This window comes from Geomonas silvestris (assembly GCF_014193515.1).
GTDB classification, from domain to species: Bacteria; Desulfobacterota; Desulfuromonadia; order Geobacterales; family Geobacteraceae; genus Geomonas; species Geomonas silvestris.
Genome location: NZ_BLXX01000001.1, coordinates 443,861 through 466,907 on the forward strand (window position 1 = coordinate 443,861; position 23,047 = coordinate 466,907).

14 protein-coding genes are annotated in these 23,047 nt (G+C 63.9%); all 14 read right to left on the reverse strand.

The window, feature by feature from the left end; genetic code table 11:
- Positions 1-51: 51 nt before the first annotated feature.
- A complete protein-coding gene (locus tag GMST_RS01890; RefSeq protein ID WP_183352905.1) occupies positions 52-681 on the reverse strand; it encodes a pilus assembly protein PilX in 630 nt (209 codons plus the stop codon).
- Between the two features lie 18 nt (positions 682-699).
- Positions 700-1,896 (reverse strand): PilW family protein, encoded by a 1,197-nt coding sequence (locus GMST_RS01895; RefSeq protein WP_183352906.1) that lies wholly within the window; start codon positions 1,894-1,896, stop codon positions 700-702.
- 61 nt (positions 1,897-1,957) lie between these two features.
- Positions 1,958-2,359: a type IV pilus modification PilV family protein gene (locus GMST_RS01900; protein ID WP_183352907.1), complete on the reverse strand. Its 402-nt coding sequence runs from the start codon at positions 2,357-2,359 to the stop codon at positions 1,958-1,960.
- Positions 2,331-2,834, reverse strand: a complete 504-nt coding sequence (locus GMST_RS01905) for a pilus assembly FimT family protein (RefSeq protein WP_183352908.1) — start codon at positions 2,832-2,834, stop codon at positions 2,331-2,333. Before GMST_RS01905 ends, GMST_RS01900 begins: the two co-directional genes overlap by 29 nt.
- Position 2,835: 1 nt before the next feature.
- A complete protein-coding gene (locus GMST_RS01910) occupies positions 2,836-8,316 on the reverse strand; it encodes a pilus assembly protein (RefSeq protein ID WP_183352909.1) in 5,481 nt (1,826 codons plus the stop codon).
- A gap of 395 nt (positions 8,317-8,711) precedes the next feature.
- Positions 8,712-10,094 (reverse strand): sigma-54-dependent transcriptional regulator, encoded by a 1,383-nt coding sequence (locus GMST_RS01915; RefSeq protein ID WP_183352910.1) that lies wholly within the window; start codon positions 10,092-10,094, stop codon positions 8,712-8,714.
- 2 nt (positions 10,095-10,096) lie between these two features.
- Positions 10,097-11,611 carry a sensor histidine kinase gene (locus GMST_RS01920; RefSeq protein WP_183352911.1) on the reverse strand — a complete coding sequence of 505 codons (1,515 nt, stop codon included), beginning with the start codon at positions 11,609-11,611 and terminating at the stop codon, positions 10,097-10,099.
- The gene (locus GMST_RS01925; protein WP_246399162.1) at positions 11,608-12,381 is read right to left on the reverse strand and encodes a prepilin peptidase; all 774 of its coding nucleotides are present in this window, start codon (positions 12,379-12,381) and stop codon (positions 11,608-11,610) included. Before GMST_RS01925 ends, GMST_RS01920 begins: the two co-directional genes overlap by 4 nt.
- A gap of 262 nt (positions 12,382-12,643) precedes the next feature.
- The gene (locus tag GMST_RS01930) at positions 12,644-15,310 is read right to left on the reverse strand and encodes a valine--tRNA ligase (RefSeq protein WP_183352913.1); all 2,667 of its coding nucleotides are present in this window, start codon (positions 15,308-15,310) and stop codon (positions 12,644-12,646) included.
- 307 nt (positions 15,311-15,617) lie between these two features.
- The gene (locus GMST_RS01935; protein ID WP_183352914.1) at positions 15,618-16,916 is read right to left on the reverse strand and encodes a response regulator transcription factor; all 1,299 of its coding nucleotides are present in this window, start codon (positions 16,914-16,916) and stop codon (positions 15,618-15,620) included.
- Between the two features lie 109 nt (positions 16,917-17,025).
- The gene (locus GMST_RS01940) at positions 17,026-18,171 is read right to left on the reverse strand and encodes a serine hydrolase domain-containing protein (protein WP_183352915.1); all 1,146 of its coding nucleotides are present in this window, start codon (positions 18,169-18,171) and stop codon (positions 17,026-17,028) included.
- 123 nt (positions 18,172-18,294) lie between these two features.
- Entirely contained in the window at positions 18,295-18,603 is a 309-nt protein-coding gene (locus tag GMST_RS01945) for a DUF2914 domain-containing protein (RefSeq protein WP_371873100.1), read from the reverse strand.
- 158 nt (positions 18,604-18,761) lie between these two features.
- The gene (gene argJ, locus GMST_RS01950) at positions 18,762-19,943 is read right to left on the reverse strand and encodes a bifunctional glutamate N-acetyltransferase/amino-acid acetyltransferase ArgJ (protein WP_183352917.1); all 1,182 of its coding nucleotides are present in this window, start codon (positions 19,941-19,943) and stop codon (positions 18,762-18,764) included.
- 96 nt (positions 19,944-20,039) lie between these two features.
- A complete protein-coding gene (gene secA, locus GMST_RS01955; protein ID WP_183352918.1) occupies positions 20,040-22,931 on the reverse strand; it encodes a preprotein translocase subunit SecA in 2,892 nt (963 codons plus the stop codon).
- Positions 22,932-23,047 lie beyond the last annotated feature (116 nt).

Sequence of the window (23,047 nt, forward strand, 5' to 3'; positions counted from 1 at the left end):
GCCCGTCCTGAGACGGGCTTCGCGGTGGGGTGAGGCGGAAAGGGGCTGGACTCAGTAGGCGTAGACCACCGAGAGGTTCGCCTTCTCTTTGGGGTTGGTGGCCTTTTCCCCTTGCACTTCGAGGGTGTAGATGTTGGGGGTGCGCATGGTCTGGGTGGCGGAACCGGCGCCTGCCACGCCGATGCCGCTGTCTAGGTAGTCGATGCCGCTGGCGTCGAGCAGTCCCACGCCGGTGGTGGTGTCGACGATCTTGGTGTAGACCTTGTACCCCTGCGAGCCGTTTTGGCCGGGAAGGGTGAAGGTGATGTCCGGCGACTGCTTCGGGTTGGTGGTCTTCATGGCCAGCCCGCTCCAATCCGCAGTGTTCTTGAACATCTTCTCCTTGAGCACATCCTTGTTGCCCAGGACCATGTCCAAACTGCCGCTTCCCCCGAAATCGGTAGCCAGCGACAGGTACCCTGAGGAGTAGTTGGAGAAGAGCCGGGGGATCACGGTCTTGGTCAGGAGGTCGGTGGCGCCGTAGGAGGCCTCGAGGGAACTGCGATACCTGGTCTGGGCCCCGGAGTTCTTGGTGGTGGCCAAAACGAAGTACAAAAGGGTCAGGATCATCGCCAGGCAGATCAGGGCGAACATCATCGAGACCACCAAGGCGACCCCGTTCTCATTTTGCAGCTGTTTCATAACAACGTCCCTTGCCAGTTAGAAGAGGTTCTTCGGGCGCACCACGATGGTGTGCACTTTCCACCGGTAGTTCTGCCAATCGCCGCCGATCTGGCTTTGCAGGTCGAATACTCTGCCCCTCAAGACACCGCCGAAGCTCTCCCCTACCGTGACGTAGCGCGAGGGATAGGTGTAGCCGCGGTCCTTCTTCCCCTCGTGGGAGAGCAGGTAGACCCTGATCTCGCGGACCTGGTTGCGGATGTCCTCGGCCGACTTGCCGCTCATGTCGGTGGCGTGGTCGTTCACGATGCCGGTCGCGGACAGCGAGGTATCCACGCCGAAGACCACCTGGAGATCGGCCACGCAGTCGAGCAGCGGGATCTGCGTGAAGCTGCCGCTGGTGTGGCTCAAAATCGCCTTGTAGAGCACCCCGGTGCGCGGCGAGCACTCCGCGGGCATGCCGGAGGCCGGGGTCATCACGTAGTAGTCGGCCCGGTTGAAGGGGGCGCTGAGATCGACGCCGTCGACCCCGTACACCTCGTAGGTATCGCCGTCGATGTGGTTCTGGGTGAGCGTCGAGAAATTGGAGAAGGTGGTGGAAAAGGCACCGGCTCCGCTCACCATGAGCTGCTGCGCAGGGGGCGTCGTGGTGAGCGAGTTTTTCACGACGATGACCCGGTCGGTGGCGGCAAGGTCGCGGCTTGCGTCCCCCCACTGCCGAACCGACCGGCCTCCGTTGGCGTAGGCGACGTTGGTCCACTTCTTCGCGGCGGGGTTGTTGCTGACCAGCATGGACTTGATCACCAGATACTTCGAGCCGTGCCCGTCGCTCCCCACGTTGAAGGCGGTATCCGCGCTTTGCACCGCCCGCGGCGCACTGGAGGGTGCGTCGTTAAAGGAGGTGACCCAGTTGGCCGCCGAACCTGGAGGCGTGGTGGCGGGCCAGAATCCGGCGGCGGGATAATCGGTCGTGGCGATCTGGGCCTCCTTGTAGGCGGAGCCGGAGATGCCGGTCACCGTCCAGGGGAGGCCGAAGCCCGCCTGCTTCAGGTCCGAGCGCAGCACCTCGAGCCCGACGATGCTCTCCTGGAGCGTCTCGGCGGACTTGGACTGCTGGGCCGCGTGCTTGGCTATCGAATTGAACGAGTTGGCGGTGATCAGCATGATGGTCAAAAAGATCCCCATCGCCACCAGCACCTCGACCAGGGTGAAACCCCGGCTGTCGCGCAGATACATTACGTTTTCCTTGTCAAAGTCTTGCGCTGCCACTGATTCCCAGCCTCAAGGGGGAAAGGGATCAGGAGGGGGACTGGGACACCGTCGCGGTGACCCGGTTTTGATACTCGACCTGCTTGAAGGTCCATTTCACCGTCACCATGAGGAGCCTGGTGTCCGCGCCGAGGGGCGCGGTGGAACGCTCCACGGTGTAGCGCAGTCCCCCGCCGCGTACGGCGCTGCCCGCGGCAAACGAAGAGTAGCTCGCCGAGTAGGAATCGAACGATTTCCCCCTCAGCTCGTTCATGTACTTCTCGCCGAGGTACACCGCCTCCTCGCGCTCCTGGTTGCGCAGGTTGTGCTCTAAGGCGATGCCGATCGCCTGGAGCAGCCCGACCATGGCAACGATCATCACGACCAAGGCCACCATCATCTCGGTCAAGGTGAAGCCGGCGTTATCTTTGAGTAATGGCGGACACCTCACAACTGGTTCCCCCCCTTTTTCCTAGTTTGATGCGCGCGGTCGATACCACGATGCTGTCGACGGCGCCGCTGGTAGTGCCGAGGCTGCCATCCGGGTCGATGCACAGCGGCAGGTCCGCCGTGCCGGTGTAGAGACCGGAGGCATCGAAGGTCACGGTGAGCGAGGTCCCCGCACTCCCCCATTTGAACGGGTACTTAAACGGCTTCTTGGTGCTGATCGGCTGGACTCCGGCGCCGGTCTCGCTCGACGAGTAGACCGCAAAGCTCGACCCGGAGAAAACCACGCTGCGCGCCCTCTTGGTGAAAAGCGCCTCGGCCCTGACCGACATCAGGTCGCTGAAGGTCTGCCTGGCCTGGGTCTCGACCCAGCTTTTTTTCTGCATGCTGTTCCAGTTGGCCGTGGCGATCGACAGCAAGATGCCGATGATGGCAACCACCACGACCAGCTCGACGATGGTGAAGCCGTTGCGACGCATGTCAGTGCTCCTGGATGTGCAGGATCTTCTTCACCGGCTTGTTGCTCGAGCTGCTGATGATCGGCGGCGCGTCAGAGGGCGGCTTTCCGGTCAGGGGCTGGGCCATCCTGCGGTAGAGCTTGTCGGTGAAGGCAGTGGCGAGGTCGACTTCCTTGAACTCGCCGGTGGAGAGCTGGATGAGCGCCTTCCCGGTGAGCGCCCTCGAGGGGGGCGCATCGCCCGTGTCGTACTTCACCCCCCAGAGAAACGAATTACCGCCGTAGCCGCAGGCGTCCATGGTGGGCTCGAAGGTGGTGAAGTACACGGTGCCGTTTATCAGTGCCACGGTGTCGGTCACCAGGCGCTCGGCCCCGGCACTCGTGGTGTTGGCGTCCAGGTCGATGCGCCAGCCCGGGTCGCCCGAGGAGAGCGACGAGATGGAGCTGGTCTGGTTCACCAGGCTGCCGCTCAACTGGTCGGTGCAGTTCGCCTGGTGGTTTATGTAGTTGCCGATGTTCCCCTTGTTGTAGCAGGGCTCCTTCAACCCGAAGATCATCCGCGAGCCGCTGTAGTCGTCCAGGGCGATCGAATCGCGGAAGTAGTAGCGACCGGTGCCGGCGTAGAGCCAGAGGTTGCGGTTCTTCTTGTCCTGCAGCTTGGCGACCGCCACGGTGACCGGCCCGATCCCGTCCAGGATCTTGCTCCAGTGCCAGGCGTTCGCCACGTTGGCGTCGGTGGGGTCGCTCACCGGGTCGATCAGGATCCGCCCTACCCCGCCGTCGGTCCAGGAGTTCCCCGAGGAAGCCTTCTTGACGTAGCCCGTGTACACCGCGTCGTCTTGGTAGTTCCCGGTGGTCGTGGTGTCCCAGCGGTCGGTGTCGATCGCCCCGCCGATGAGCGAGCCGGAGAAGGCGTTCTGGAGCCCGGTGTCGATGGTCTTGATGAGCGCGCCGGTGCGCAGGTCGACCACGAAGTACTTGAGGTTCTGGTTGGAGCGCCCCAGGAACTGGTGCGACACCGTGTCGATGGGACCGGTGGGGCCGGAACCGAAGATGGCGAACCACCTGCCGTTTTTCTGGGGTCCCCCCAGGCGAACGATGGCCGGGCCGCTGGTGGCAAAGCCCAGGTCGGGGTTGCTGAATTCCCATAAAAGCTGCGGGTTCGCGGGATCGGTTATGTCGAGCGCGAAGTAGGAGGAATAGCCAAGGGCCTTGCTGGTGTCGGCCGGGTCCGTCGTGGGAGTGGTCACCTTGTTGGTGGAGGAGCTCGCCGAGGAGGCGCCGCCGAGCCCCATGCCGCCGATCACGATGGTGCGCCAGGTGTTCAGGTTCGGGTCGAGGTTGCCGGCCGCGGTGGTGACCTTAAGGTTCGTCGGCTTGTCGCAGGTCCAGTAGTCGTCCTTGGTGCACCCCGTGATGTCGCCGATGGAGGCGTCCACCAGGAGGGTGCGGCCGTCCACGGCGTAGAGGTGCTGGTAGGCGGGATCCTGTGAGTACTTGAGGTACGGCAGGAACTGCTTCGGGATGAAGGCCCACTCCTCGCGTCCCAGGTTGGTCCCGGAAAGGGTCGCCTTGGTGAACCCGGACGGCTTCACGGAGAGGACCCCCAGGTTGAAGGCGTGCAGCATCCCGTCGTTGGCCCCCACGTAGACCATGCCGCGGTTTTGGTACTGGTTGGACTCCACGAAGTACCGGTAGGACTGGTCGTTGTAGCCGCCGGGGGCGGTCAGGTTGTAGGTGCCGATGCGCACGGTGGACTGAACGCGCGGGGTCGAGGTGATGATGTCGCCCAGCTTCCAGACCCCGATCCCCTTGTCCCGGGGGTTCGTCACATAGGCCGAGGCCGCATCGGTGCTCACGGTGGCGGCCGGTATGGAGCCTATCTGCACGGTCCGGCTGCGCATGGTGCTGTCGCCGGGGAAGTCGAAGCCGTGCACGTACTTCATGATCTTCTGCGCGTCGGAGTTGTCTGCCGCCTGCAGGTAGGGCTGCAGGACACCCGAGTTGTCCGGGCTGCTCCAGGAGAACTTCATGAGCCCGGTGCCGGAGACGGCGGTGCCGCCGGAGAGCGCGGGGGTGTAGATGGTGCGGGGGCTGGCGCTCAGGTCGCGGCTCCATAGGAGCTTCCCGGCGCGCCAGATGCTCTTCACCTGGTCCGGGTCGACGAGACCTCCCACGGTGACGTCGCCGGTACCGTTTCCGTCGCTGTCCTTGAAAAGCTGCACCATGGTCCGGTTCGAGGCGGTGTCGAAGGTGAAACGGACCACGTTGTCGTTCACCAGGTTGAGCTTCAGGTCCCCGTCGCTGTCCTCGCGGATGGTCGAGTTGTTGATGTAGGGATCGATGTAGTACCAGAGGTTCTGCATCTCCCCGATCCAGTTGGCCGCGGTCTGGTTGTCGAAGATCTTCTTGGGATAGAAGACCGCCTGCATGATGTTGGCGCCGCTCCCCTCGGAGTTGCTGAGGATCGAGGCGGCGGTACCGGAGGCTGCCTTGGCGGCCACGTCGGTGAACACCGAGGTGAGTGCTGCCTTGAGGTCCTCGGGCTTGCTGGCGAGCTTGAGGGTGGTCCCGCCGTTGGCTGCCGTCTTGGTGAGCAGGGTGAGCGAGTTGCAGTCCCCCGAGGCGCCGTTTGCCTCGCCGTTGAACACCACGTAGCTCGTAAAGGAGTCACGGGCGTTGGCGGGAGCCGCGGTCGAGGCGCTGCCGCTCAGGCTGAAGGTGGCGATGTTGCGGTTCTTGGCGATCCAGGACATGATCGCCACGTTGTTGTTGCCGCCGTAGTCGGCGCTCGAGCCGCTGGAGGCGCCGGTGCAGGCTACCTGGCTGATGCCGGCCTGGCTCGCGTACAGGCTTGCCAGCCCGCTCACCGTCGTGTTGCGGTCCGCGGTGGAGGAGCCGTCGCTGATCAAGAGCGTGTAGTTTTGCTGGCAGCGGTACTCCGAGGGGTTCAGGCTCTCGTTGAAGTCGATGGGGGGCGCGCTCGTGCCGTCGAACACGGTGCTCGTGGTGGAGAACGCGTTGAGCCTCAAGGCGGTGCGGCTCTTCCCTGCGTCGCTGCCGCTGGGGATCTGGGCGTAGTAGCCGATGGCGTTGTAGTACGCCTCGGCGAGCGGGGTCCAGGTGTTGGCCACGACGTCGTCGATGGCACGGGTCAGCGTGCCGGCGCCGTGAGCCCCGACATCGTCGGGGATGCAGGCCTGGTTCGAGCCGCTGCAGTTGTTCACCGTGGTGCAGACGGTGGTCCCCTTGGTGCCGCAGTAGTTGCTGAGGCAGCTCCCGCTCGAGCAGTCGCTGTCGACCAGGCAGGCGGCGCCGGTCATGGTGGAGCAGATGCCGCGGCCGATGGGGTAGATCACCTTGCCGCCGTCCAGGTTGCCGGTGCCGGCGTCTACGCAGCTTTTGTTGGCGCAGTCGGTGTTGCTGGTGCAGACCTGGCTCGTGCCGCTGCAGACCTTGGTGGCGAGGGCGCTCGCCAGTCCCGAGAGACTCTTCTCGGTCGCCGAGCCGAACTGGTTGAAGCTCATGGCCCCGAGCCGGATCTGGTTGCCGAATTGCTGCACGAGGCCGGCGGGGGGGGTCGCGGTGGCGAGCTTCACCCGCATCTTGCCGATGGGGGGACCCACCTGGGCCTCGACACCCACGCCGCTTATGATGGCGGGGAGGTTATCCGCCACCGTGGTGTCCGACGGCGCGTCGGTCGGGTCGGTGACGTTGGGGGTGGCCATGTCGTTGCAGAACTGGGTGTGCGTCGCGATCATGTCCGCGGTGGTCGCGCTCGAACTGAGCACCCAGGCACCGGAGGAGTTCTGGGTGTAGTACTGCCCCTCGTAGGTGGCGCCGCACAAAAGGGCCGGGTTTCCCGGGGCGATCGCCTGGGGGCCACCCTGGCAGGTGTTCCCCGTCCCGCAGTCGGCGTCGATGCTGCAGGTCTGCAGGTGGTTGTTGGAGCAGGTCTTGAAGCTGCCGTAGACGTCGGAGCACTGCTGGTTCACCGTGTTGATGTCGTCGGTGCCGATGGCCTTCCCGTTTCTCAGCTGCCAGCAGGCCTGCATCGACTGCTGGAAGGAGACCTTGGTCTTCACCACCGCGGCTGAGGCGGGGAGCACGCAGGGGCCGGTGTAGTTGGCCACGCAGCTTCCGTAGTTGGGGGCGATGTTGGTGCAGGGGCCGTAGTCCGTGGAGCTCGCCGCGGTGTAGCCGATACAGGAAGCGGAGTAGGTGGTCCCCTTGTAGGTGTAGCTGCAGGGCGCGCTGCACGAGGTCGGGACCTTGTTGACCAGCCCCTGGGGGAGGTTCGGCGACCAGGTGCCGCAGGTGCCCATCTTGGCGACGGTGTCTATCTTGCAGCTGGCGGTGTCGGTAGCCCCGGTGCAGGAGAGGCTGTTTTTCAGCGAGCAGACGTTCTGGGCCGCCGGTTTGCAGGTGCTGTTGTCGCTCGTCCCGGTGCAGGAGAGGCCCGTGTTCAGGGTGCAGACGAAGCCGGTCTGGCTCTTGGCACTGTTGTAGACGCAGTCGGTCGAGGTGGTGCAGCTCTGGGTGGTGAGCTGCTGGCAGAATCCGCCGGTCGGCGAAGCGGAGGTAAGGCAGGAGGCGACGGTCTGCTTGATGTCGGCGTTCCCCCCGGTTGCCAGCGCGTTCACCGCGTTCTGGCAGTCGGAGTAGCGGTAGGCGTTGCCGGCAAAGAGGTTGATGTAGCTGGTGCCGCCGGTCGAGGGGGCCGAGGGGTTCAGCGTGTTGCCCGGGCCGCTTATGGTGAAGGTGACCCCCAGGGGGATGTTGTTGTCGTTGTCGGCGGTACCGGCGAAGTTCACGAAGTCGCCGGCCAGGGCGCTTTTCACGTACCCCTGCCCTACGCAGCCGCGCGACTCGGCGATGATCCCCGCCCCGTCCCACTTGCCGCCGGTCAGGATCTTCTTCTCGATGTCGAGCTTCGATGCGGTGAGCCAGTTGAGGTAGTTCCCCTTGGCGGCGAAGCGGGTGAGCGTGCCGGTGGAGGCGACGTACTGCACGCACATGGTGTTGGGGATCGACTTCACCGTTTCGCCGCTTGCCCCCGGGCAGCCGTTGGCGAAATTGGCCAGCACCGCGAAATCCCCTTCCGAGAAGTTGGTGGCGCCGGAACGGTAGTAGTAATAGGTAGTGGGGTCGAAATAGCCGGTGTAGGTGTTGGCGTTACTGTAGGTCTCGTCGTAGCAGTAGTAAGGCTGGCGGTCGAAGACCGAGCACCTGTCACCTGTCGTGGCGCAATCGGAATCGTACTGGCAGGTCTTGGTGGTCTCTATGGCGCAGTGTTTGAGCCCCTTGTCCACGAACGAGAGGTCGTACATACTGGCCGAGTTGTCGAGCAGCAAGAGCAGGTTGGGCTTGATGCTCGCCGTGATGAATGCCGGCGTTACGCAGTAATCGTTCCCCGGATCGGCGGAAGCGCTATGGGGCAGGCCCAAGAGGACCAGGGCGAGCAGGAAACCGTAACGCCTGTTTCTGACCGTGTGCCTGTTCAAGAAAGTATCCCCCTTCACAAGGTACCAACGCGCATCCCGCCCGGCTCGACCGTTGACAGAACCAGGTGGAGGAAACGCAACGAGCTGTAGTATTTCACTGACACATTCTCAGTAAAATCGAGCCGGATGGTACTAGTACAATACATTACAAATAGCGAGCAGAATCCCTAGAACACTTACAAACGCTTGCGCAGTTTTTAGAACACACAATTACTGGACGCAAATAAATTGATCCGTCATTTCGCGGGACAAGATATCACAAAGGAATACGTAAAATCCATGCCTTTGTCTTTTAGAAGGGATAAAAACGAGAGGATAATTGGAAGGATGCACTACTTTTTACATCTAGTTCAGCAATCGGTGCGAATAGAGTAAGCATTTCCCTGATTCAAAGCTTACTCGATGCTATAGTCCTTCAATTTGTAGAGGAGCGCACGGTGGCTGATCTCCAGCAGTTTGGCGGCATGGGTGCGATTGCCGCCGGTCTGGGCCAGGGCGCGCCTGATCAGCTCGCGTTCCAGCTGCTCGGCCCCCGCCTTGATGGAGAGCGACTCGGGCTCCGGCAGCTGCCTCCTCCGCTCGAGCCCGATGCTGCGGCGCACCGTGTCGGGGAGACTGGAGAGATCGAGGGTCTCGTCGCACAACACGAGCCCGCGCTCGATGCAGTTCTCCAGTTCGCGGACGTTTCCCGGCCAGGGGTACTGGACCAGGGCCCTCAGCAGCTCGGCGGAGGTGACCACCCCCGGCTTCCCCATCCGCTCGCCGTGTTTTTCCAGAAAGTGTTCGACCAGCAGCGGCACGTCCTCCAGGCGCTCCCGCAGGGGGGGGACGGTGAGCGAGAAGACGTTCAGCCTGAAGTAGAGGTCCTCGCGGAAGTTCCCCGCCGCGGCCAGCGCCCCGAGGTCCTTCGCGGTGGCCGAGATCACCCGGACGTCGACCTTCTTCGAGGTGGCCGCCCCTACCCTGCGGATCTCCTCGTCCTGCAACACCCGCAAGAGCTTGACCTGCAAGGCGGCCGGCATCTCGGCGATCTCGTCGAGGAACAGGGTGCCGCCGTCGGCCTCCTCGAAGAGCCCGCGCTTGTCGCTGGAGGCGTCGGTGAAGGCACCCTTCACGTGGCCGAAGAGCTCGCTCTCCAGCAGCTGCTCGGGAATCGCGCCGCAGTTCACCGCGACAAAGGGAGCATCCTTGCGGGGACCATTGAAGTGCAGGGCGCGGGCGATCAGCTCCTTGCCCGTTCCCGACTCCCCCTGGATGAGGACGGTGGTCTTCACCTCGGCGAGCTTGCGGATCAACCGGAACACCTCGGCCATCCGGTCGCTGCGGCTGACGATGTTCCCCAAGGATCCCGACTCCTGCATCTCGCGGCGCAAGCGGCGGTTCTCCTCCTTGAGCCGCTCGCGCTCCTCGGCCTTTTTCAGCACCAGGGCGATCTCGTCGGCGTTGAACGGCTTCGAGATGTAGTCGTAGGCGCCAAGCTTCATGCAGTCGATGGCGTCCTCGACCGATCCGTAGGCGGACATCATGATGATGGTCGAGCCGATCCCCTGGCTGGCACACTCCTTCAAAAACGCCTTGCCGTCCATGTTGGGCATCCTGATGTCGCACAGGATGAAGGTATGCCCGCCGCGGCGCGCCTTTTCCAGCGCCTCGCCACCCTCGGCCGCCGTTTCCACCAGGTAGCCCAGCTTCTTGAGCATGACCTGCAGCATGTGGCGCAGGTTTTCCTCGTCGTCCACCACCAGGATCTTGGTCTTCTCGCTCTTGTCCAGGGTCATCTTCAGGCACCTTCCTGCGTACTTTTGTTCCGTTGCGCGCCCGGCACCGGGACCGCCGACGGCCCGCGCACCGGAATCCGGTACACGAAGCGGCTCCCCTTCCCGAGGGCACTCTGCACGGTGATCCTGCCGCCGCACGATTCCGCGATGCGCGCCACGATGGCGAGCCCCAGCCCGGTCCCCTTCCCCGGCTCCTTGGTGGTGAAGAAGGGATCGAAGACCCGCGAGAGCTGTTCGGGCGGCATCCCCTCGCCGTTGTCGATCACCTCGACGAGCACCTCGTCCCCTTCCAGGCGCCCCTTGAGCCAGAGGTCGCCCCCCTTGGGCATGGCGTCGCGGGCGTTCATGATGAGGTTGATGAGCACCTGCTGCAACTGGTGCGGATCGGCAGCGAACCGGGGGACTGCCGGATCGACCTCGACCCGGACCCGGAGAAACTTCAGGGCACCATGCGCCTGCAAGAGCTCGACGGTCTTCTCGATGAGCTCCTTGAGGGCCACCTCTTCGTGCAGCACCCCCTTGGGGCGGGCGTAGTCCAGCAGGCCACGCACGATCCGGTCGATGCGGCGCGACTCCTCGGCGATGCGGCGCAGGTAATCGGCCTTTTCGGGATCTTCGGCCAGCTCGTCCGAAAGGATGCCGGTGTACCCCATGATGGCCGCAAGCGGGGTGCCGATCTCGTGGGCCATGCCGGCGGCCAGAAGCCCGACCGAGGCCATCTTTTCGGAACGGATGGTTTCGTTGCGCGCCTCCAGGATCTCCTGGTTGGCCTGGTTCAGGGAGGCGACCTTCTCCTCGACCTCCTCGCGCTTGCGCCCCAGGGCCAGCACCATGGTGTTGTAGGCGTGGCAGAGCTCGGAGATCTCGCTGCTCCCCGGGACGTGCACGAGACCGCTCAGGTCGCCGGCCTCGATGCGCCGCGTCATGCTCACCAGGCGCCTGATCGGCGTCACCACCGCGCGGGACAAAAGGTAGGAGCCCAAAAGGAGCAGGAGCAAGAAGTCGAGCACGAAGTAGCAGAGCATGAGCCGGCGCGAGGTTTTCAGCCGCTCCTGTTCGGCAGCCAGCGACACCGTCAGGCGCGCGGCGCCGATCACCGTGCCGTTTTCGGTAATGGGGGTGTTGAAGCGGAGGAACTGGCCGTCCGGCGAGATCTGGGAGCTCTCGTGCGCCGTGTGCAGGGCGGTGATGAGCGGAGCATCCGGCTCGCCCGGGTCCGATATTTTCAGGACCGGGCGGGCCGTGTTATCGATGACGGTGAGCCCGCCGAAGCTCTTGTCGCTGTCGAGCAGGGCCAGGTACTTCCCGGCCGGCGTTGCCGGGCCCGGCAGCCCAAGCGGCCGCGGCAGGAGTTCCACGATGGCGCCCAGCTGCAGCTTGCCCGCGTCGCGCTTCAGGGCGATGAGGTCGTTCTCCGAGGTCTTGAACCAGATAAGGGAAAGCAGAAGCCAGGTGAGCACCAAAAGGCAGCTCAAGGCGGAGAGGATGTAAAAGGTGAGGCTGAAACGAAGGGTCAATTGATCCTCAAGTACCACCCGATGATCTCCCTGCCGAAGAAGATGAAGAGCAGCGCCCCGCTGGCCAGGAAGGGGCCGAAGGGAATCGCCAGGGTGGAATCCTTCTTCTGCACCAGCATGAGCGTCACGCCGATCAGGGAACCGAGCAGTGAACCCGCGAAGATGATGAAGAGCACCGCCTTCCACCCCAGGAAGGCGCCGAGCATCGCCATGAGCTTGATGTCTCCGCCGCCCATCCCGTCTTTCTTGGCGACCGCCTGGTAGGCGTACGCCACCAAAAGCAGCGAGCCGCCGCCGGCCAGGATGCCGATCAGGGAGTTGAGCCAGCCGAAACCGGTGATAAACGAGCTGAGAAAACCGACGGCGATGCCGGGGAGCGAGATCACGTCAGGGATGATCTGGTGCTCGAGGTCGATGAAGGTGATCACCACCAGCGCCGAGCAGAGCACGAAAAGGACCGCAAACCCAAGGCCCAGCCCGAACTTGAGGAACAGGGCGAGGGTGAGCGCACCGTTTAAGAACTCGACCAGCGGGTACTGCGGCGAGATCTTGGTTCCGCACTGACGGCAGGCGCCGCGCAAGAGAAGGTAGCTCAGGATCGGGATGTTGTCGTACCAGCGGATCTTGTAGTCGCAGTTTTGGCAGTGCGAGGGGGGAAACACAACCGACTCGCCCTCGGGGAGGCGATAGATGCAGACGTTGAGAAAGGAGCCGACCACCGCGCCAAAGACAAAGGCGATGATGCCAAGAACAGTAATGGGAGCAATCAACGAAAACCTCGCAAGCGCGCGTGAATACCCGGCAAATCGCACCGGAGTGCGCGGGCTGACAGGCATTATACAGAAAGCACCAATCATTTCATAGGAATAATGACAGAAGCGGGTAGGAGCGGGAACGGCTGCGCCTCCTGCAGTGTAGACTCTCCCGGTCCCCAGGAAGAACCTTCTCAAGGGTGACTTCGGAAAAACAAAGGCCGCCGTCTCCTCTTGGGAAACGGCGGCCTCGCTCATCCTGCCATCTGCTGCCTTAGCGCTACTTCAGGCGCTGGATCTTCACCAGGTTCTCTTCCAAAAGCCGCTTCTTGTTGACGAAGTCGGCAATCTTCTCGCGCTCCTTCTCCACCACGTCGGCAGGGGCGCGCTCGATGAAGCTCGGGTTCTCCAGCTTCTTGGTGAGGAACTCGATGTCCTTGTCGATCTTGGCGATCTCCTTGTTGAGGCGCTTCTCCTCTTCCTCGACGTTCACGAGCCCCTTGAGCGGCACGATGATCTCGACGTCGCCGGCCACCTGCAGCGAGGCCTCGGCCGGGCGCTCGATCCCCTGCCCTATCGCCAGGTCGGAGAGACGCGCGAGGCTCATCACGTACACCTCGTTGCGTTTCAAGAGCGCGAGGCTCTCGGCGGAGCCGCAGTCGAGGATGGCGGCGATCTGCTTGCTCGGCGCCACTTCCATCTCGCCGCGGATGTTGCGGATCCCCTTGATGACGTCCATCACCAGCTCCATCTCGGCCGCGGCACCGGCAAACTCGGCCCAGGCAGCATGCGGGGTCGGGAAGTCGGCGACCATGATGGAAGCGGCCCGGCCCTGAAGCGCAGGCAGCGCCTGCCAGATCTCCTCGGTGATGAACGGCATGAACGGATGCAACAGGCGCAAGAGGTTCTCGAGCACCAGCCAGAGCACGTACTTCGCGCTCGCCTGACGGTCGGCGTCACCCTTGTAGAGGTCGTCCTTGGCAAGCTCGATGTACCAGTCGCAGAACTCGCTCCAGGTGAAGCGGTACAGGTCGCTCGCCGCCTCGTTGAACTTATAGGAGGTGAGCCCCTCGTCCACCATGCGCGCCACCTCGTTCAGGCGGTACAGGATCCAGCGGTCCGCGTTGGAAAGCTTGAGCTGCGAGAGCTCGATGCCCGCCGGATCGAACCCTTCCAGGTTCATCATGGCGAAGCGCGAGGCGTTCCAGATCTTGTTGGCGAAGTTGCGGTAGCCGGCGATCCGCTCCTCGGCGAGCTTCACGTCGCGCCCCTGGGCCGCGAAGGCTGCCAAGGTGAAGCGGAAGGCGTCGGTGCCGTAGGCGTCGATCACGGTCAAAGGATCGATAACGTTCCCCTTGGACTTGGACATCTTCTGCCCCTGGGCGTCGCGCACCAGGGCGTGGATGTAGACGTCGGTGAAGGGGACCTCGTCCATGAAGTGCAGCCCCATCATCATCATGCGGGCCACCCAGAAGAAGAGGATGTCGAAGCCGGTGATGAGGCAGGAGGTCGGGTAGAAAGAGGCCAGCTCCGGGGTCTTCTCCGGCCACCCCAGGGTCGAGAAGGGCCACAGGGCGGAGGAGAACCAGGTGTCCAGCACGTCGGTCTCCTGGCGGATCTCGTCGGAGCCGCAGCTGGCGCAGGTCGTCGGGTCTTCCTTGGCGACGGTGATGTGACCGCAGTGGTCGCAGTACCAGGCCGGGATCCGGTGCCCCCACCAGATCTGGCGCGAGATGCACCAGTCGCGGATGTTCTCCATCCAGTCGTAGTAGGTGTTCTCCCACTGGGCCGGGACGATCTTGGTCTTGCCGTCTTTCACGGCCGCCAGGGCGCGCTCGGCCAGGGGCCCCACCTTCACGTACCACTGAAGCGACATGTACGGCTCGACTACGGTCTTGCAGCGGTAGCAGCCACCCACCGACAGGGCGTGATCCTGGATCTTTTCCAGAAGCCCCTGGGCCTCGAGGTCGGCCACCACCTGCTTGCGGGCGGCGAAGCGGTCCATCCCCTCGTACTGCTTGCCGGCGGCGTTCACCACGCCGGATTCGTCGAAGACGTTGATGCGGTCCAAGTTGTGGCGCACGCCCATCTCGAAGTCGTTGAAGTCATGCGCCGGGGTGATCTTCACCACACCGGTGCCGAACTCCATGTCCACGTAGTCGTCGGCGATGACCGGGATCTCGCGGTTCACCAGGGGGAGCAGCACCTTCTTGCCCACCAGGTGGCTGTAGCGCTCGTCGGCCGGGTTCACCGCCACGGCGGTGTCGCCCAGCATGGTCTCCGGGCGGGTGGTAGCCACGATGACGTACTCGTCGGTTCCCACGACCGGGTAGCGCAGGTGCCAGAGGTTACCCGCCTTGTCCTCGTGCTCCACCTCGATGTCCGAGAGCGCGGTGTGGCAGCGCGGGCACCAGTTGATGAGCCGGTTGTCGCGGTAGATGAGCTTCTCGTCGTAGAGGCGCACGAACACCTCGCGCACCGCCTTGGAGAGGCCGGCGTCCATGGTGAAGCGCTCGCGCTCCCAGTCGCAGGAGGCGCCCAGGCGCTTCAGCTGGCCGATGATCTGGCCTCCCGACTCACCCTTCCACTGCCAGACCCGCTCGATGAAGGCCTCGCGCCCCAGTTCGAAGCGGTCCTTCCCTTCGGCCGCCAGTTGGCGCTCCACCACGTTCTGGGTGGCGATGCCGGCGTGGTCGGTCCCCGGCATCCAGAGCACGTTGTAGCCGCTCATCCGCTTCCAGCGCACCAGGATGTCCTGCAGGGTGTTGTTGAGCGCGTGCCCCATGTGCAAGACGCCGGTGATATTGGGAGGCGGGATGACGATACTGTACGAGGGCTTCTCGTTGGGGACCGTGGCATGAAAATACCCCTCGCGCTCCCACACCCCGTACCAACGGTCTTCCACGCTCTTCGGCTCGTAGACTTTTTCCAGCTCTTTGTTTGCCATCTGCCTTACCTCTTTTTGAATAACCGGATCGACCTGTTGCCGTGCCGCTACCGCACCGGGGCTGCCGGTTGATGCGGGCGAATCATCATTCGCGGGGTTCAGGTCGATCGGTTTAGTGAGAATGTGCGCTTCGACGGGTACAGCGAAAACCTATCAGCAGTCGCCTTATGAAGTGTAGGGGCGAATCATCATTCGCCCGGTGCGCCCGCAGGCGCAGACCTCTCATTCCAGGCGGCTCCCGAAAACACCATAAAAAAAGGGGATCGGAAAATCCCCTTTTGAGACGGGTGCCGCGGGACCGGCGGGATTACCCCTTGAGACCGGCCTTGAGCTTTCTGATCTCTTCCTTGATGATCGTCTCGGCCAGATCCGGCACCACTTCCCAGACGATGCGCTCGATGACCTCGCGGGAGACCTTGGAAAGCGCCGCCACCAGGTCGGCTTCGCTCAGGGCCACCGCACCCGCTGCCGGGGCAGCAGGCGCTGCAGCTGCGGCCGGAGCAGCAGATGCCGCTTGGAGCGCCGCTGCCGGTTCGGGCTCGAAGGCTGCCGCAGCCTGGAACTCGGCCTGGGGCTCGACGGGAGCCGCCTGGGGCGCCGGCTTGATCGGTGCGGAAACGGTCTCGGCCGGAGCGCTCTCTTCCGGCTCGAAGGAGAACGGCTCTTCTACCGGGAAGTTGAAGGGATCGGGCTGGACCGCGCTCGGAACCTGCTCGTTGAGGTCGCCGAAGCTGAAGAGCTGCTCGGGCGAGGCTTGCTCGACCGGAGTCGCGATGCTGTCCAGGTCGAGGGCAGGACCGGTTTCGAGGATGTCTTCGTCATCCTCGAAATTGAAGAGCTCCGCTTCGAACTGCGGCTCGACAATGCCGACCTCGACGGGCTCCACGGCGGCTGCGGCCGGGGTGGCAACCTCTTCGAGGTCGAAAGCCCCCCACAGGTCGTCGTCCGGGGTCGCTTCCAGAACAGCTTCCAGGACGGGTGCCTGCGGCTCGGCGGGAGCGGCCGCGGCAGGAGCCTGCGGCGCAGCGGGGGCCATAGGTTCGGCTGCGGCAGCGGGCGCTGCGAAGAAGGCTTGGGCCTCGAAAACAGGTGCAGCCGCAGGAGCCGGGGCAACGGGCGCCGAGACATCCAGCGAAGAGAGATCACCCCAGAGTTCCTCAGCGGCGGCAGCGTCTACCGCAGCGGTAGCGGGAGCGGCGGCGGGTGCGGCGACCGGGGCACTCGGCCGGTTCTTGCCCAGTTCCAGGAGTTCCTTCACCCGGTCGATGAGCTGCTGCGATTCAAACGGCTTGGTGATGGAGGAGTCGGCACCGCACTCGCGCGCCTTCGCCTCGTCGAACGGCTCGAACGCGCCGATCAGCAACAGGATGGGAGTGCCGGCCAGCGCAGGGTCGCGCCGGATCTCGGCACAGACCTCGTAGCCGGACTTGCCGGGCATCAGGGCGTCGACCAGCATGATGTCCGGGCGCATCTCGCGTGCCTTATCCAGGGCCGCGACGCCGTTGTCCACGACGGTCAGCTCGAACAACTCCTCATTGGCAAAGATGATCGCCACGACCTTTTGTATGGTGATGCTGTCATCTGCCAGGAGCAGTCTCTTGCCCATCTATCCCTCCTCCGCTTGATCTTCGTTTTCTAGCCTGTTTAGAGACAAAAATGGTCGCAAAAAGCTAACATACCCGCGGCTAACCTGTCAAGGTTTTTACCCTTTCCGATTAATCCGCCATCATGGAAGCGGCCATCTCGCGCAGTTCCGCGGGGAGCCCGAAAAGTTCGGCGGCCAAGGTGGAAAGCTCGCCGCGCAACCTGCTGAAGTCGTGGACCTTCTTGTAGTCGAGCCGCGCCGACAGAAGCACCACGAAGGTGTCGGAGACCGGGTCGATCCAGATCGAGGATCCCGAGTACCCGGTGTGACCGAAGGAGACCCGGGAGAACTTCTCCCCCCGCGGCGAGGAGTACGGCGAGGCGATGTCCCAGCCAAGGCCGCGCACCACCTCGCCGCCGCGCGAGAAGTAGGGGGCCGTCATCTGGTCCACGGTGCGCTGCGCCAGGACCCGCCTCCCCTCAAGGCTTCCCCCCCCGAGCATCATCCGGCAAAAGCGCGCCAGGTCGTGAGCCGTCGAGAAGAGTCCGGCGTGCCCGGCCACACCTCCCAACTGGCGCGCCAGGTAATCCTGCACCTCGCCGGTCAGCACCCGGTCCTCGCAGACCGTAGAGGAGCAGCGCTCCCGGTTTTTCGGGTTGAAGCCGGTGTTGACCATCCCCAGCGGCTGGTAGAACGAGGCGTGACTGTAGAGGTCGAGGCCGGCCCCGGTGGCGCGGCGGGTCAGTTCGGCGAGCAGGATGAAGTTGAGGTCGGCGTACTTGAAGCGGCTCCCCACCTCCCCTTTCAGCTTCTGGGCGGCGGCCCCCTCGATGGCGCTTTTCAGGGCGCTGCCGGAGACCAGCGGAATATCGTCGAGACCCGAGGTGTGGGTGAGCAGGTTCAGCACCCGGATCTCGTCCTTGCCGTGCCCCACGAACTCGGGGAACCACTTGGTGAGCGGGTCGAGCAGCGAGATGCGTCCCTCCTCGGCGAGCTTCAGCACCGCCGGGGTGGTGGCGACCACTTTGGTGAGCGAGGCGACGTCGAAGACCGTGTCGACGGTCATGGCGCGCGCCTCCGGGGCAGCGCCCACCCGGCCGTAGGCGCGTTCGAAGAGCACCCGGTCGTGGCTGCCGATCAGGACCACGGCTCCGGCCACCAGGTTGCGCGCCATGGCGTCGGCGACCAGGGCGTCGATCCGGGCCGTGTCGGCCGCAAAACAGCTACTTGCCAGGGAGATCGCGAGAAAAAAGAGGAGACTTCTGAAATAAAGCATGTCGTGCCTGGGGGAGGATCCGTGCTGCGGCGGGAGTTGGGGCGCCGCGCGGTAGTGGCTGCGCGCGCGGCGCCGGTCCCGGTGGTGGTTGACGTTGAAGCGGGAGGAAAGCGTGTGCGGGGATCAGTTCACCCTGAAGCTCACCGACTTGAGGACGGTGCCGTCGGCGTCCAGCGCTTCGCAGCGCCACTCGCCGGACTGGCCCTTCTCCATCCCCTTGCGGCTGTAGGTGCGCCAGTGCGACCCTTTGACCGGCATGGTGTCTTCGGCCACCTGCTCGTCGTTTATGTACCAGACGTGCTTGATGGTGGTGTCGGTACCGGCCGGGGCGCTGATCCGGGTAAAGCAGTAGAGCGCCTTGACCGAGGACGAGGAGATCCGGCGCACCGAATCGATCGGGTTTCCCTTCACGATCTTCGTGGTGACCGCCATCTCGGTGATCTTCAGATCGCTCGCCAGCGCGGGTGCCTGGCTGATGACGATGAGCAGGAGTGCCGCACTCAGCGCGCCAAGAAACCTGGAATGAATCATCTATCCCTCCAGCAATCAAGTTACGGGGCAAGGCCCGATCACATCAAAGCTACAGCCGATCAGGTCCGGTAGTCGGCGTTGATCCGGACATAGTCGTAGGAGAGGTCGCTCGTATAGACGGCGGCCTCCGCGGAGCCCAGGTGCAGGTCCACGGTCACGGTGAACTCGGGGCGCTTCAGCACCTCGGTCCCGTCGGCCTCGGCGCTCCCACCGGCGAAGACGCCGTTTTTGGCCATGACCACGTCGTCGAAGCGGATCTCGACCCGGTCCTGGTCCACCTGCACCCCCGCGTACCCCACCGCCGCGATGATCCTCCCCCAGTTGGCGTCCTGCCCGAAGAAGGCGGTTTTCACCAAAAGCGAGTTGGCGATGGAGAGGGCGGTTTTCTTGGCCTCGGCAAGGCTGTGCGCGCCGCGCACCTTGACGGTGACGAACTTGGTGGCACCCTCGCCGTCTTTGACGATCAGCCTGGCGAGCGAGAGCGTGACCTCTTTCAAAAGGGAGAGGAACTCGGCCGCTTCGGGGGTCCCCTCCTTGATCAGCAGGTTTCCGGCGGCGCCGTTGGCGATGATGAGCGCGGTGTCGTTGGTCGACATGTCGCCGTCCACGGTGATCGAGTTGAAGGAAGCCTCGATCGCCTCGCCGAAGGCCTTGCGCAAGAACGTCGGCTCGACGGCGGCATCGGTCACCAGGAAGGAGAGCATGGTCGCCATGTTGGGCTGGATCATCCCGGCCCCCTTGGCGACCCCCTCGATCTGGTAGCTCACCCCGCCGGCCTGGCCGGTGCGGCGCTCAAGCTTCGCGAAGGTGTCGGTGGTCATGATGGCGGCGGCCACGTCTTCGAGGCAGCCGTGGTCCAGGGCGTCCACCAGCGGCTGGATCCCGGCCTTGAAGCGCTCCATGGGGAGCGGCTGGCCGATGACGCCGGTGGAGGCGATCAGGAGTTCCTCGTCGGGGAGCCCCAGCGCCTCGGCGGTGCGCCGGCCGCAGGAAAGGGCGTCGCGCATCCCCTGCTCGCCGGTGCAGGCGTTGGCGTTGCCGCTATTGACCAGCACCGCGCGGGCGATGCCGTTTTTGGCCCGCTCGCGGGAGAGGATAACGGGTGCCGCCTGCACCTTGTTGGTGGTGAAAACGGCCGCAACCTGGGCGGGTGTGTCGGAAAAAACGAGCGCCAGGTCGCGGCGCCCGGGCTTTTTAATGGCCGCTTCGACAGCGGCAAAGCGGAAACCTTTAAGTGTCATGTAAAAACCTCCTGCACATGCTCATCCGACCGATCAGACGGATCGGTCGGATCAGTCCGATCGGGTCCGGCAAAAAAACTAGCCGGCCAGCGGCACTTACTTACCGCAGCACTTCTTGTACTTCTGGCCGCTGCCGCAGGGGCAGGGGTCGTTCCTGCCGACGTTGCGGCGGCTCTTGGCGGGCTGCTGCGGGGACTGCGCCTGCGCTTCCTCGTCGGAGTTGTCGCCCAGGTTGAAGACCATGCGCTGCGTCTGGCGCTGCTGCTCGATCTCGATCTCCTCCATCTCGTCCTCGTGGGCCACCTGCACCCAGAAGATCTTCTCCACCACCTCGGCCCTGATGCGGGTCATCATGTCCATGAAGAGCTGGTAGGCCTCGCGCTTGTACTCCTGCTTCGGGTCCTTCTGCCCGTAGCCGCGCAGGCCGATCCCCTCTTTCAGGTGGTCGATGGAGAGCAGGTGATCCTTCCACTGGGCGTCGATGACCTGCAGCATGATCACCTTGATCAGGTGATCCATGAGCTCCTCGCCGAACTCATCGAGCTTCGCTGTGAAGCGCTGACGGGCGCTCGCGCGCAGGAACTCCTCGAAGTTCACCGGGTTGAGCCGGGACAGGGTGTCGGCGGTCAGGTCGAGGTGGTAGCCGAAGGTCTTGCCGACGACATCCTCGATCCCCGGCCAGTCCCACTCGCGCGCCGGGACCTTGTCGATCGCGTAGGCGCCCACCACGTCGGTCACCGTGTCGTCCACCATCCCGATGAAGCTGTCCCTTATGGCGTTGCCGGCCAGGATCTCCTTGCGCTGGGTGTAGATCACCTCGCGCTGCTTGTTCATGACGTCGTCGTACTCGATGAGGTGCTTGCGGATCTCGAAGTTGTGCGCCTCGACCTTCTTCTGGGCGTTTTCGATGGCGCGGGTGATGAGCCCGTGGGTGATCGCCTCGCCCTCCTCGATCCCCAGCTTGTCCATGATCATGGAGACGCGCTCGGAGCCGAAGATGCGCAAGAGGTCGTCCTCAAGCGAGAGGTAGAACCGCGAGGAGCCCGGGTCCCCCTGGCGGCCGGAACGGCCGCGCAGCTGGTTGTCGATGCGGCGCGACTCGTGGCGCTCGGTGCCCAGGATGTGCAGGCCGCCCAGCGCGACCACTTCCTTGTGCTCGGCCTCGCAGACCGGCTTGTACTTCGCCACGATCTGGTCGAACTGCTTTTGGAACTCGGCGCGCGCCACCTCCTGCAGCTCCTCGAAGTCCGGCTCCTCGGTGCTGTTCAGGTATTCGCCGACCACCGCGGTCACCCCCGGGAACTCTTTTTCCAGGGCCTGCACCTGCTCGGGCTGGGGACGGTCGCTGTCGGCCATCTTCTGGAAGGCCTCGATGAAAAGCTCGGCGCGGGCGTCCGGGGTGCCGCCGAACTCCTGGCGGGCCAGACCGTCCGGGTTGCCCCCCAAAAGGATGTCGGTACCGCGGCCGGCCATGTTGGTGGCGATGGTGACCATCCCCTTGCGGCCCGCCTGGGCGACGATCTCCGCCTCGCGCTCATGCTGCTTCGCGTTCAGGACGAAGTGCGCGATCTGGTGCTGCTTCAAAAGGTCCGAGAGCACCTCGGACTTCTCGATGGAGATGGTGCCGACCAGGATCGGCTGCCCCTTCTCGTGCAGCTCCTTGATCTCGTTTATGACGGCGTTGAACTTCTCGCGCTCGGTCTTGTAGATGACGTCCGGGAAGTCCGGGCGCAAAAGCGGCCGGTTGGTCGGGATCACCACCACGTCCAGGTTGTAGATCTTGTGGAACTCCACCGCCTCGGTGTCGGCGGTACCGGTCATGCCGGAGAGCTTCGCGTACATCCTGAAGTAGTTCTGGAAGGTGATGGTGGCGAGCGTCTGGTTCTCGTTCTCGATCTTCGCCCCTTCTTTCGCCTCGATGGCCTGGTGCAGGCCGTCGGACCAGCGGCGCCCCGGCATGAGGCGGCCGGTGAATTCGTCGACGATGAGGACCTCGTTGTCGCGCACCACGTAGTCCACGTCGCGCTTGAACAGGGCGTGGGCACGCAGGGCCTGCTGGGTGTGGTGCAGGAACTCCATGTTGCGCGGGTCGTAGAGGTTCTCCACCTTGAGGAGCTTCTCGACCTTCAGGACCCCTTCCTCGGTCAAGGTGGCGCTTTTCGCCTTCTCGTCCACGGTGAAGTCGCCGGTGTAGGTCTTCCTTTTGCCGGAGAGGGTGTTCGCCTCGACCTCGATCACCTCGCCCTTTTTGAGCAGCGGGATGATCCTGTCGATGATGTAGTACTTGTCCGTGGAGTCCTCGGTGGGACCGGAGATGATGAGCGGGGTACGCGCCTCGTCGATGAGGATCGAGTCCACCTCGTCCACTACGGCGAAGTTGTGCGGGCGCTGCACGTAGTCGTCCAGGTCGAACTTCATGTTGTCGCGCAGGTAATCGAAGCCGAACTCGTTGTTGGTGCCGTAGGTGATGTCCGCGGCGTAGGCATCGCGGCGTTCCTCGTCGTCCAGGCCGTGCACGATCACCCCGACGGAGAGCCCCAGGAACTTATGGATGCGCCCCATCCACTCGGAGTCGCGCTTGGCCAGGTAGTCGTTCACGGTGACGACGTGCACACCCTTGCCGGAGATGCCGTTCAGGTAGGAGGGGAGCGTTGCCACCAGGGTCTTACCCTCGCCGGTCTTCATCTCGGCGATCTTGCCGGAGTGCAGTACCATGCCGCCTATGAGCTGTACGTCGAAGTGGCGCATACCGAGCACGCGCTTGCCGGCCTCGCGGCAGACGGCAAACGCCTCGGGGAGCATCGAGTCGAGGCTCTCGCCGCGGTTGTAGCGCTCCTTGAACTGCGCGGTCTTGTCCCGCAGTTCCGCGTCGGTGAGCTTGACCAGCTCCGGCTCCATCTGGTTGATACGCTCTACGATGGGCCAAAGCCGCTTCAGTTCCCGCTCGTTCTTACTCCCGACGAATTTCTTAATAAGCGCGCCAAACATCTATAAAATCTCCTTAGAATTTATAAAAGGGATGTAAAAACAGGGTAACCTACCACACAAGTGAAAATCGCTCAATAGAAAAGGCGCCCAGCCGTCCCTGCTTACGGCGGCGCCCC